Source organism: Bacillus glycinifermentans, from assembly GCF_001042475.2.
GTDB classification, from domain to species: domain Bacteria; phylum Bacillota; class Bacilli; order Bacillales; family Bacillaceae; genus Bacillus; species Bacillus glycinifermentans.
In genome coordinates this window covers 59,328-72,045 of the sequence record NZ_LECW02000021.1, presented here as the reverse complement: position 1 = coordinate 72,045, position 12,718 = coordinate 59,328, and the positions used below count along the sequence as shown (strand labels likewise).

Here is a 12,718-nt window from a genome sequence, read left to right as displayed (position 1 = left end):
GGAGGTTTTTCGATGGATAAGGTGATACAAGAATTAAAAGATCTTCAAGTCGGCAAAGTTCTGGAAAATGAACCGCTCGCAAATCATACGACGATTAAAATCGGCGGCCCTGCCGATTGTCTCGTCATTCCAAAGGACATTCAGGCCGTCCGCGATACGATGGAAGTCGTGAAAAAGCATGGCGTCCAATGGAGGGCGATCGGCAGAGGCTCAAACCTTCTCGTTCTTGATGAAGGCATTAGGGGCGTCGTCATCAAGCTCGGAGCAGGGCTCGATCATATGGAAATCGACGGCGAGCAGGTGACGGTCGGCGGGGGCTATTCCGTCGTGCGGCTGTCTACGAGCATCAGCAAAAAAGGGCTTTCAGGCCTTGAATTTGCTTCAGGCATTCCGGGATCTGTCGGGGGAGCGGTGTACATGAACGCCGGCGCCCACGGCTCAGATATCAGCCGGATTTTGGTTAAAGCTTTGATTCTCTTTGAAGACGGGACGATGGAATGGTTGACGAACGAAGAGATGGAATTCAGCTACCGCACATCAATCCTGCAGAACAAGCGGCCGGGTATTTGCCTTGAAGCGGTTTTGCAGCTCGAACAAAAAGAGCGCGATGCGATCGTCACACAAATGCAAAAAAACAAAGACTACCGGAAGGAAACGCAGCCTGTCTCAAACCCTTGCGCCGGAAGCATCTTCAGAAATCCCCTGCCGGATCACGCCGGAAGACTTGTTGAACAGGCCGGGCTGAAAGGGCATCAGATCGGCGGAGCAAAGGTTTCCGAAATGCACGGCAACTTCATCGTTAACGCAGGCGGCGCAACCGCAAAAGACGTTCTTGATTTGATTGCGTTTATCCAAAAAACGATTAAAGAAAAATACGATATCGACATGCACACAGAAGTTGAAATCGTCGGAGAAAAACGGTAAACGACAAGACCGCCTTATGATATAATGTAACAAAAAACAAACGGCATCCTCAGTATGTCGTTTGTTTCGCTAACGGAAGTTTTTCGTTTTCAAGTCTCCGTTTGGGGGCTTAGCGTCTTCTTCCCGAATAAATATAAGCAAATAAAAGTTTTTTTGTCTGCTTGATTGAACCTGAGGTGAGCCCAACGTGAAACCCGGTATTGATAAGGAAAAAGTAGTAAATATAGAAGAGCGGATTCCAAAAATCAAAGAACAGAGAAAGCAAAAGGCAAACCGCCGGCTGATCACATTTATTCTGCTTTTTTTTACGATGATGCTGATCATCATCTACCTTCAGACCCCGATCAGCAAGGTGTCCGAAGTCGAGATCAAAGGCAATCAAAACGTTCCGGCAGACGACGTCATTTCACAGTCCCAAATCTATAAAGGGCAGACGGAATTTTGGAGCCTCAGTAAAGAAAAAACCGAAAAAAGGCTGGAGGAAAATAAATTAATAAAAAAAGCCGAGGTATCAAAAAAGCTGCCCAACAAAATCGCAATCTCGATCGAAGAATATAAGAGTATCGCGTTTTTGCAAAAGCATAATGTGTATTACTCGGTGCTTGAAAACGGGACGGTCCTCCCTGAAGAAGTGACGCCGACTGACAATGGACCGATATTGAACGGCTGGACGGAGGACAAAAAGCTCGTTCAAATGGCCAGACAGCTGGACAAACTCCCTGATTCAGTAAAGGATTCGATTTCTGAGATCGACTACGCGCCTCAAAAATCAAACCCTTGGCTCGTCAGGCTGTATATGAATGACGGCTACACCGTCACGGCTTCAATTAAAACATTTGCGAAAAATATGAAGAACTATCCCGCCATCGTCAGCGAGCTTCCAAAAGGAGAAAAAGGCATCATCCATTTGGAAGTTGCGGCATACTTCGAATCTCTGCAAAAGAAGTCCAAAGACAGCAAGAAGGAAGACGGACGTTGAAGAGGCATACGGTCAACCTCTCGCTTGCCATGCTCGTATTGGGTTTCCTTTTGTCTTTTTCCTACCAGTTCACAAAAGAAAACAAAGACCGCGGAGAAGCCGCAGAGGACTGGAAAACGGAATATTCCCTCCGCGACCGGCTGATAACGGAGGAAAAGCAGAACAAAGCGCTGGAAAAGGAATTATACAAGAAACAGCAGGAAGTGCAGAAAACGGAAGCATCGCTCAAAAACGAGAAAAAGGAATACTACAACATTGTGGAAGATGTTGAAAGATACAGAATGTTTGTCGGCGAAATCGGCGTTCAGGGAAAGGGCATTGAAGTCACGCTGAAAGATTCATCATATGTGCCGGAAGGGGAGAATGTAAACAGTTATATCGTCCATGAAAGCCACATTTTCCGCCTGCTGAATGAATTGTGGATCTCAGGCGCGGCTGCTGTATCGATTAACGGACAGCGCGTGACGCATCATTCCTATATTTCCTGCAACGGACCGGTCATCACGGTTGACGGCACACAGCATCCGGCTCCGTTTGTCGTTTCGGCCATCGGGGAGGCGGACGTGCTGCTCTCTGCGCTGAACATAGAGGGAGGCATCGTCGACCAGCTGACCCGTGACCATGTTTCAGTCAGCATCGAGAAAAAAGATAAAATCGAGATGGAGCCTCTTTTGAAACAAGGGGAATGAAGAAGAAAAGTTGGTGGGCGGATCTTGAAAAAACACGATCGTTTCGTCAGTTTAAGCGCTTTGATGCTCATATTCGGGATCATGCTGGCCGTTCAGTTTAATTCCTTGAAGGAGCCCGAAGTCCGCGACACAAGGGATATTTGGCAGCTTCGCGAGGATTTAAAAAAGGAGCAGAAAAAGCAGCTTGAACTGATCGGCGAAATCGACAAATACGAAAACATGCTCGGCACGTACAGCCGGGAGGAAGACCATTCGCGGACAAAAGCGCTGAATGACACGCTTCAGCACTTAAAAAAACAGGCCGGCTTCACCGATGTCACCGGCAGCGGCATCACGATCACGATCTCCCGGCTGTTCTCCGATGAATTAACGGGAGAGCCCCTCAAAAACCCACCCCCCGATCTTTTGAAAAAGCTGATCAATGAATTAAACATGTATGAGGCGGAGGACATTTCCATCAATGACAGGAGGGTTGTCAATACGACCGTGATCAGAGACATCAATGGAACGACGAAAATAGACGGCTATCCTTTGGACAACTATCCGATAACAGTAAAAGTCATTGGGAAAGACGCCGATAAACTATATAGCCGAATGAATGCTTCATCCCTTCAAGATCTGTTTGCGGGAGAAAATCTGGATTTGCAAATCAACAGACCTGAAAAACGCATCAAAATCAAGGCTTACGATGGTCAAATGCAAGTGGCACCATTGAAACCGCTCGAAAAATCAAAAGGAGAGAATTCCTAATGTGGCTTCCGGTTTTAGGGCTTTTGCTCGGAATTGCCATCGGGTTCAGCACGAACTTGACAATTCCGGAAGAGTACTCGAATTATTTGTCCTTAGCCATTCTCGCATCGCTCGATACGCTGATCGGGGGAATTAGGGCCCATTTACAATGTGTATACGATGAACTAGTTTTTGTGACGGGCTTTTTTTTCAACATCATTCTCGCGATAAGTTTGGCTTTTCTGGGCGTTCATCTTGGTGTAGACTTGTATTTAGTCGGCATGTTCGCGTTTGGCGTCAGACTGTTTCAAAACATAGCGGTCATCAGAAGAATATTGCTCGCCAAATGGACGGCCGCAAGGAGAAAAAAATAAAAAAAATCGGATTTAAAAGAGGATATACATAGGATATAACGAATATTCACAGTAATCCTAAAACTAAACAGAAGCGTGTTGGTTCGTTATTTATTGTTACACACTTGTAAAACCAGATTCATTGTATTGTTGTTCGGCAAATAATAGAATAGAATTGACTGAAATGTGAGGAGGTGCCATAGAATGAACAACAATGAACTTTACGTCAGTCTAGACATCGGTACGTCCAATATAAAAGTGATCGTCGGTGAAATGTCAGATGAATCGCTAAACATTATCGGAGTCGGAAATGTTCCCTCAGAGGGGCTGAAAAAAGGATCAATCGTTGATATAGATGAAACGGTTCATTCTATAAAAAAAGCGTTTGAACAAGCTGAAAGAATGATAGGTTTTCCGCTGAGACACGCCATTGTCGGGGTTAACGGCAACTACATCCATATCCAGGATACGAACGGCGTTGTGGCGGTTTCAAGCGAAAACAAAGAGATACACGTTGAAGATGTACGGCGGGTCATGGAGGCGGCCCAGGTCGTCTCCATCCCTCCCGAACAGCTGATTGTCGATGTGATTCCGCGGCAATTTATCGTTGACGGAAGAGGCGACATTACAGATCCGAAGAAGATGCTCGGCGTCCGCCTTGAAGTTGAAGGCTCGCTGATCACCGGTTCAAAAACGATTCTACATAACCTGCTCCGCTGTGTGGAACGGGCAGGAATTGAAATTACGGATATATGCCTGCAGCCGCTGGCTGCCGGATCTGTCGCTTTATCGAAGGACGAAAAGAACCTCGGGGTGGCTTTAATCGATATCGGAGGCGGCTCGACGACGGTCGCCGTATTTGAAAACGGCCATCTGCTGGCGACCCGCGTCGTTCCGCTCGGGGGCGAAAACATTACGAAGGACATTTCGATCGGTCTCCGCACGTCTACGGACGAGGCCGAGAGGGTGAAAAAACAGTTTGGACATGCTTTCTACGAAGAAGCGTCAGAAGAGGAAGCATTCGAGGTCGCCGTGATCGGGACAGACCAAAAACAGACGTTCACCCAGCGGGAAGTGGCTGACATCATCGAAGCCAGGCTCGAGGAAATCTTTTTGTTTGTGGCGGAAGAGCTTCGGAGCATGGGGATTAAAGAATTGCCTGGCGGGTTCGTCCTTACGGGCGGACAGGCGGGAATGCCGGGTGTCCTCAGCCTCGCACAGGAAGTTCTTCAAAACAACGTCAGAGTGGCTAGCCCGAATTATATCGGCGTGAGGGAGCCCCAATACATGACAGGGGTCGGGCTCATCCAATTCGCATACCGGAACGCAAAAATCCAAGGCAGAAAAGTAGGCTTTAAAATGCCGGCGGAAGCGGTTCAGGAAGTCGCGGCAACTCACCAGAAAGAAGTGCAGCAGCGTCCGAAGCCAAAATCCAAGCAGCAGGCTCAACCTGAGAAAAAGCAAAGCAAAATGAAGAAAATATTTAACTTCTTTTGGGAATAGAGATTAGTCATTCGACGGATTAGGAGGATATAGCATGTTAGAGTTTGAAACAAATATAGACGGCTTAGCATCGATTAAAGTAATTGGAGTAGGTGGCGGCGGAAACAATGCCGTCAATCGGATGATCGAAAATGACGTTCAGGGAGTCGAGTTTATCGCGGTCAACACCGATGCTCAAGCCCTTAACCTTTCAAAAGCGGAAACGAAAATGCAGATCGGCGCGAAGCTGACGCGCGGCCTCGGTGCCGGAGCCAATCCGGAAGTCGGCAAAAAAGCGGCAGAAGAAAGCAAAGAACAAATCGAAGAAGCGTTAAAAGGCGCTGACATGGTGTTCGTTACAGCCGGAATGGGCGGAGGAACAGGAACAGGAGCCGCACCGGTTATCGCCCAAATCGCCAAAGACCTCGGCGCGCTGACTGTCGGCGTCGTGACAAGACCGTTTACGTTTGAAGGAAGAAAAAGACAGCTTCAAGCAGCAGGCGGCATTTCGGCAATGAAGGAATCGGTCGACACATTGATCGTCATCCCGAATGACAGACTTCTTGAGATCGTTGATAAAAATACACCGATGCTTGAAGCGTTCCGCGAAGCGGATAACGTCCTCCGCCAAGGTGTTCAGGGCATTTCAGACCTGATTGCAACACCGGGACTGATCAACCTTGACTTCGCCGATGTCAAAACGATCATGTCAAACAAGGGGTCTGCACTGATGGGTATCGGTATCGCCACAGGCGAAAACCGCGCTGCCGAAGCCGCTAAAAAAGCCGTTTCCAGCCCGCTTCTTGAAACGGCGATTGACGGCGCACAAGGCGTCCTCATGAACATCACGGGCGGAACGAACCTGAGCCTTTATGAAGTGCAGGAAGCGGCTGATATCGTCGCTGCTGCGTCAGATCAGGACGTCAACATGATCTTCGGATCTGTCATCAATGAAAACTTAAAAGACGAGATTGTCGTAACCGTTATTGCGACCGGGTTTATCGAACAGGAGCCGGATGCAGCAAAGCCGCAGAACAGACCTTTAAACCAAGGCTTCAAACAGCATCAGCCAGCTCCGAAACGCGAACCGAAGCGCGACGAACAGGTCAGCATGCCTCACCGCAGCCAATCCCAGCCTGCCGAGGATACGCTTGACATCCCGACTTTCTTGAGAAACCGCAATAACCGCTAATGAATAAACGAGAGGCTGCTGATCCATTCAGCAGCCTTTTGAATGTAAATGAACATCCCCATCGCTTTCCACCTGATACAACCAGAACAAAAGGCTTGCTTCTCCATATGCCCTTTCTGCCTACAATTGGGGTATGGCGGCAAGTACGGCGGACTATACCGTAAACACGCGGATACGTAAAAAGTATCAATTTATCGATTAATTGCAGCGCGGTGACAAAAACCGACAAAATCTACGAGCTTTTTCTTTTACATTATAGATGCCTTCTTTTTTCTAGACATAGAAATGCAAGAAGCGGCAAATCACGACTAGATTCGCAATGTAAAAGGAGGATGCCAGTTGAAGAAAAAGTCAATATATCGCACATTGACGTGCGCGGCAATCATCGGTGCACTGCTGGTGCCTGGGGCTGTCCAAGCCGACGGCGGCACAGCGGGGAATGACGCGAAGGGACACAATAAAATATCAGACTCTCTTTACAAAGACTTTGAATCACACAAAAAGGTCACATTTTTAATTAAAATGAAAGATCAGGCCAATCCGCAGCAAACCGCACGAGTGGCAGAGACGAATGCCAAGGCGAGCATTATGACAAAGAAAAGGGTAAAAGAGCTCAAACGTTCGGCAGTACTCACCTCTTTAAAGACAAAAGCCGAAAACACGCAAAAAGACTTGAAAACGTATTTGCAGACACAAACGAAAAAAGGTGCAGCATCGCAGGTGGAATCATTTTATATCGTAAATGGAATGGCGGTGACGGCCACAAAAGAAGTGATGGAAAAAATAGCGGCATTTCCAGAAGTGGAGCAGGTGCTTCCAAATCAAACGATCAAATTGAGCGAAACGGAAAAAGCCACAATCGATACAACGTCGAAAGCTTCATCTTCCGAGGCAGACGCAAACATCAAGCAAGTGCATGCGCCTGATGTCTGGAAGAAACGGTATAAAGGCAAAGGAACTGTCGTCGCATCGATTGATACCGGCGTTGAATGGGATCATCCGGCATTAAAGAAAAAATACCGCGGATATAATCCTTCAAAGCCGAACAGCCCGAACAACGAATATAACTGGTTTGACGCCACAAGCAATAAAAAAACGCCGTACGACGATCTCGGGCACGGCACACACGTGACCGGAACGATGGTCGGATCAGAATCAGGCGGAAAAAACCAGATCGGTGTTGCACCTACTGCGAAATGGATTGCTGTCAAAGCTTTTTCTGAAGAGGGCGGAAGTGAAAAAGACCTTTTAGAAGCGGGCGAATGGATTTTGGCGCCGAAGGATGCAAAAGGAAAACCGCACCCTGAAAAAGCTCCGGATGTCGTCAATAACTCCTGGGCCGGCGAGCGCGGGCTTAATGAATGGTATCGCGACATGGTGAAGGCTTGGCACGCGGCGGATATTTTCCCTGTATTCGCAGCGGGCAATGTGAGCGAAACCGAGCCGGGCGGACCGGGATCTGTCGAAAATCCTTCCAACTATCCGGAATCTTTTGCAATCGGTGCGGTTGACAGCACGAACGCTTTAGCCGATTTTTCATTGCAGGGGCCATCTCCATACGATGAAGTTAAACCGGACCTTTCTGCTCCCGGCGTGAGCATCCGCTCAGCTTATCCGGGACACAGATACGCAACGATGGACGGCACATCGATGGCGACTCCGCATGTTTCAGGCGTCGTCGCATTAATGAGGCAAGCAGATCCGAACATCACCGTTGATGAAATCGAACACATTTTGCGGAAAACGGCGAAGCCTCTGACGGACAAAACGTTTAAAAGTTCGCCAAACAACGGGTATGGATACGGATTGGTCGATGCGCTAAAAGCGTTCAAAGAGGCCAAGAAATAAATATCTTCTCAAAAAAGACAAAACCTTTTACCGGTTTTGTCTTTTTTTAACTAATTTTAAAAAGCCATGACAAATAACGACAAAAATATTAACCAATATTTACTATATTTAAAGGAACAACCCGGTCAGACAAAAGATTACAAACGAGAGGAGGATCGTCTGCATTTACCCATTTTTAATTGAAAAAGGGGGATTTCATTTGAAAAGAAAGCTGAAAAAGAAGGCCTTCTGTTCCATGTTAAGCGGGCTTCTGGCCGCATCTATGCTGATGCCCTCCGCTTCTGCCGCAGAATCGGCATCACCGCTCACTTCTTACAAAGAACAAGCAAAACAAAATGCTTCCATCAAGAAAAAAATTTCGTCATCCCTTGTCAAACAGTTCAAAAAAGAAGATCAAGTCACGTTTTTGATTAAAATGAAAGATCAAGTCGACACGCAAAAAGTCGCGAAACAGGCGGAAAAGAAAGCAAAATCGAAATCTCTGAGCTCGGCGAAAACGGAATATCAAAAACGTTCAGCAATTGTTTCATCATTAAGAATCAAAGCGGATGAGACGCAAAGTCATCTTCAAAGCTATTTAAAAAAGCAAGCGAAAAAGGGTAAAGCAAAAGATATTCGCTCATTCTACATCGTGAACGGAATGGCGGTCAGGGCGACAAAAGACGTGATGGAGCAGGTGGCCTCCTTTCCTGAAGTCGAAAAAGTGCTTCCGAATGAAACGAGGCACTTGATCAAACCGGCCAACAAGTCCGTCAGCAAAAAATCGGTCCAAGCCAGTGACGGTATCGAATGGAACATCGATCAAATCGGCGCTCCGAAAGCATGGGAGGCTGGGTATGACGGAAGTGGAACCGTCGTCGCTTCCATCGATACGGGCGTTCAGTGGGATCACCCGGCGCTTAAAGAAAAATACCGCGGATACGATCCGGCGCATCCTGACAGTCCAGATCACGAATTCAGCTGGTTTGACGCAACAGCCGGAAGATCAGAGCCTTATGACGACCTTGAGCATGGAACGCATGTGACAGGCACAATGGCCGGCTCAGAGCCCGGCGGCAAAAATCAGATCGGTGTGGCGCCTGGAGCCAAATGGATTGCGGTGAAAGCTTTTTCCGAAGATGGCGGTACAGATGAGGATCTCCTCGAGGCGGGGGAATGGATTTTGGCGCCTAAGGACAAAGACGGAAATCCGCACCCTGAAATGGCTCCGGATGTCGTCAATAATTCATGGGCAGGCAATGCCGGTCTTGATGAATGGTACAGGGACATGGTTAAAGCGTGGAGAGCCGCCGGCATTTTCCCTGAATTTTCCGCAGGCAATGTCGATTTCTTTAACCCGGGAGGTCCGGCTTCAATCGCAAACCCGGCAAATTATCCGGAGGCGTTTGCAACGGGTGCGACAGACATCAACAAGAAACTGGGCGACTTTTCTTTGCTTGGTCCGTCCCCTTATGATGAGACAAAACCCGAAATCACCGCCCCCGGCGTAAACATTCGATCATCGGTTCCGGGAAGCGGATATCAAGACGGCTGGGACGGCACTTCAATGGCCGGGCCGCATGTCTCGGCTGTTGCAGCACTTTTAAAACAAGCAGATTCATCGCTTTCCGTCGATGAAATTGAACAGATTTTAATGGATACAGCAACACCTTTGACTGACAGCAAATTTACCGAATCGCCGAACAACGGGTACGGTCACGGGCTCGTCAACGCGTATGAAGCGGTATCAGCCGTCACGGTAGGACTCGGCAAAGCCGAAGGCACAGTCGGAAAAGAAGGGGAAGACCAAAATCCGCCGGCCGTAAGCCATGAAGCGCAGAAAGAGGTATTTGCAGGCGTCGATATTCCGTTTACGGCTGAAGCAGAAGATGACGTTAGCATCGTCTCGGTCAAACTGAGCTATAAAACGGATTCTTCCGATTGGCAGACGGTAGATGCGAAGCGAATCAGCGGCGATCATAAAAAAGGTTCGTATGAAGCGGTCATTCCTTCTTTGGAAGGAAAAGTCCTCACCTATAAGTGGATCGTTGCGGACTTCGGCGGAAATCAAACGGAATCCGACGTATATGAAGTACCGATATCTCCGGCGGTGTCAACCGGCTATAAACAGGATTTCGAGAAGCCTGCGCTCGGCTGGTCAAGCAACGGCGAAAAAAACTCGTGGCAGCAGGGAGTCCCGGAATCAGGTCCGAAATCAGCCGCCTCAGGCAAGCAGGTATACGGGACGAATTTGACAGGTCCGTATGATGATTCAGCCAATATGAATCTTTTGATGCCTCCGGTCCACGTGCCACAAAATCAAAAGCTGTTTCTTCATTTTAAGTACTGGCATGAATTTGAAGAGGACTTTGACTACGGCTTCGTTTTCATACAGCCTGAAGGAAAAGAAGAATGGGTGCAGGTTATTCAATTCAATGGCGTAACGCCTGATTGGATGGATGAAGAAATCGATCTGTCTCAATACGCGGGGCAGACGATCAAAATCATGTTTAACCTTCAATCTGACGACAGCATTTCAAAAGACGGCCTTTACATCGATGATGTCGAACTCATCAAGGAGCCGAAAGGTGTCGGCAAGAAAAGCCGCTTAGGCGTTGAAAAACGTTCGGCGGGCATGAAGGACAGAAATTCGAAAAAGCAGACGATCGATCCGAAAAAAGCGAAACCTGCTGATGCCATCGTGCGCGGGCAGCAGAACGGAAAAGCGTCACCGGCTGTGCTTCCGCTCAGGGCAAAGGTGAGCGTGCTCGAAACGGGAAAATCGACATACTCAAGCCAAGCTGACGGATCATACAGCATGGCTCATTCGCCGGGAACGTATACGATGAAAGCCGAGGCGTACGGATATGAGTCAAGCGAACAAACCGTAACCATTGAGGCTGATAAGACGACAGCCGCCGACTTCGTGCTGAAGGAATTGAAAAAAGGCACGATCACGGGGACTGTGAAAAACAAAAAAACCTGAGAACCCGTTCGAAACGCAAAGTTGTACATCCTTGAAGATGCGGCCGTCAAACCGGTGCAAACCGATGAAAACGGCAAGTATTCAATAACGGCCTACGAAAATTCCTACACGGTAAAAGTCGGGGCGAAAGGGTATTACAGCAGCGAATTTACGGTTGACCTAAAAGGCGATGTCACAAAAGACATTGAGCTCGACCCTTATATCGGCTATCCGGGAGAAATCGGCTATGATGACGGAACCGCAGAAAACGCTTATGCTTTTTATGACAAAGGCAATGCGGTCGCCGTCAAAATGACGCTTGACAAAGGACAGGAAAAAGCGATGCTGAAAGGCGGTATATTTAAATTTTGGGGAGCCGATTTTCCGGATCCGGGCGGCACCGATTTTGCGGTCGAAGTCTATGATGCGTCAGGCGATAAAGGATCTCCGGGCAAAAAAATCGCCGGCCCGTTCAAGGGTGAAGCGCTGCGGAACGGCGAATGGACCGATGTTGATCTGAGCGAAGAGGGCATTATCGTCGGGAAGGATTTTTACCTCGTATATGTCCAAACGAACGATATGGATCATTCCCCTGGCCTCGCCTCTGACGAAGACGGGGAATACTCGGGACGGAACTTTCAATTTACGGACGGCGCCTGGTCGAAAACGCCTGCAGAACAAGGCAATTTCATGATCCGTGCCCTCGTCGACTACGAGGTATCAGTCCCGGTTATCACATCGCCGAAAGACGGACTGGTCACCAATCAGAAAAAAGTCGTCATCGAAGGAACGTCTTCTCCGACAACGACCGTGCATCTATTTAACGGCAAGGAAGAAATCGGAACGGCAGAAACAGCAGAAGACGGCACATTTTCAAAAGAAATCGAGCTTCAAAAAGGGGAAAACGTCATAACCGCCAAAGCTTCCGCGGCTTCGGGAACGACGGATGCCTCATCTCCGGTGCGGATCGTACTTGACCAGACAAAACCGCGGCTTTCCATTGATTCGCCTGAAGACGGATCAAAGCTTAACAAAGAAACCGTAACTGTAAAAGGAACCGTCTCAGACGATAATTTGGATTCGGTAAAAGTGAACGGCAAAAAAGCAACAGTTGAAAACGGCCAATATTCGGCCCGGATTCTCCTGGACAACGGGAAAAACGAAATCAAAGTGACGGCGGCTGACGCGGCGGGAAATAAAACGACCAAAAAGCGGCCGATCGATGTGAACTTTGAAGCGCCGAACATCACAAATTTAAAGCCGGATGAGGATCGGCAGCTGAAAACGGGAGAAACGGTAAAAATCGAGTTTGAAAGCAGCGCCGATTTGGAGGCCGTGTTTGTCATCAGAATGCCGCTGACTAACTTAAAAACAGCCGCGCAAAACGTGACTGAACTTCCGCTGAGAGAAGTGTCGAAGGGCAAGTATGAAGGCTATTGGACCGCCACCTCAGCTTCAAAAGCAAAGGGAGCGGAAATCGAAGTCATCGTCCGCGATGATTACGGGAATGAAGCAAGAAAAACGGCAAAGGGCAAGCTGTATATTAATGAAAAACCTTAAAATAAAGGTGAAGCGCTG

General features: G+C 48.1%; 8 protein-coding genes and 1 pseudogene. All 9 read left to right on the top strand.

All coding sequences use genetic code 11. The annotated features are described in order from the left end of the window. Positions 1-12 precede the first annotated feature (12 nt). Positions 13-924, top strand: coding sequence for a UDP-N-acetylmuramate dehydrogenase (gene murB / locus AB447_RS13030; RefSeq protein ID WP_048353117.1), 912 nt, complete (start codon positions 13-15; stop codon positions 922-924). 187 nt (positions 925-1,111) lie between these two features. Then, positions 1,112-1,903 carry a cell division protein FtsQ/DivIB gene (locus tag AB447_RS13025; RefSeq protein ID WP_048407049.1) on the top strand — a complete coding sequence of 264 codons (792 nt, stop codon included), beginning with the start codon at positions 1,112-1,114 and terminating at the stop codon, positions 1,901-1,903. A gap of 29 nt (positions 1,904-1,932) precedes the next feature. Beyond that, positions 1,933-2,592, top strand: a complete 660-nt coding sequence (locus tag AB447_RS13020) for a DUF881 domain-containing protein (RefSeq protein ID WP_411801422.1) — start codon at positions 1,933-1,935, stop codon at positions 2,590-2,592. A gap of 24 nt (positions 2,593-2,616) precedes the next feature. Further along, positions 2,617-3,342, top strand: a complete 726-nt coding sequence (locus AB447_RS13015) for a DUF881 domain-containing protein (RefSeq protein ID WP_046130724.1) — start codon at positions 2,617-2,619, stop codon at positions 3,340-3,342. Further along, positions 3,342-3,695 carry a small basic family protein gene (locus AB447_RS13010; protein ID WP_048353119.1) on the top strand — a complete coding sequence of 118 codons (354 nt, stop codon included), beginning with the start codon at positions 3,342-3,344 and terminating at the stop codon, positions 3,693-3,695. The genes AB447_RS13015 and AB447_RS13010 overlap by 1 nt, the downstream gene beginning before the upstream one ends. 183 nt (positions 3,696-3,878) lie before the next feature. Beyond that, on the top strand, positions 3,879-5,177 hold the full coding sequence (gene ftsA / locus AB447_RS13005) for a cell division protein FtsA (protein WP_048353120.1): 1,299 nt from the start codon (positions 3,879-3,881) through the stop codon (positions 5,175-5,177). Between the two features lie 34 nt (positions 5,178-5,211). Continuing rightward, positions 5,212-6,348, top strand: coding sequence for a cell division protein FtsZ (gene ftsZ, locus AB447_RS13000; RefSeq protein WP_048353121.1), 1,137 nt, complete (start codon positions 5,212-5,214; stop codon positions 6,346-6,348). A gap of 399 nt (positions 6,349-6,747) precedes the next feature. Next, positions 6,748-8,196: a S8 family serine peptidase gene (locus AB447_RS12995; RefSeq protein WP_326076760.1), complete on the top strand. Its 1,449-nt coding sequence runs from the start codon at positions 6,748-6,750 to the stop codon at positions 8,194-8,196. A 199-nt stretch (positions 8,197-8,395) separates the two neighbouring features. Further along, a pseudogene (locus AB447_RS12990) lies at positions 8,396-12,700 on the top strand (S8 family serine peptidase). Positions 12,701-12,718: the final 18 nt, after the last annotated feature.

Excerpts from the sequence above, each read along its gene's own strand:
- AB447_RS13010 (WP_048353119.1), top strand. The coding sequence starts at position 3,342 with ATGTGGCTTCCGGTTTTAGGGCTTTTGCTCGGAATTGCCATCGGGTTC.
- AB447_RS13020 (WP_411801422.1), top strand. The coding sequence starts at position 1,933 with ATGCTCGTATTGGGTTTCCTTTTGTCTTTTTCCTACCAGTTCACAAAA.
- murB (WP_048353117.1), top strand. The coding sequence starts at position 13 with ATGGATAAGGTGATACAAGAATTAAAAGATCTTCAAGTCGGCAAAGTT.
- ftsA (WP_048353120.1), top strand. The coding sequence starts at position 3,879 with ATGAACAACAATGAACTTTACGTCAGTCTAGACATCGGTACGTCCAAT.
- ftsZ (WP_048353121.1), top strand. The coding sequence starts at position 5,212 with ATGTTAGAGTTTGAAACAAATATAGACGGCTTAGCATCGATTAAAGTA.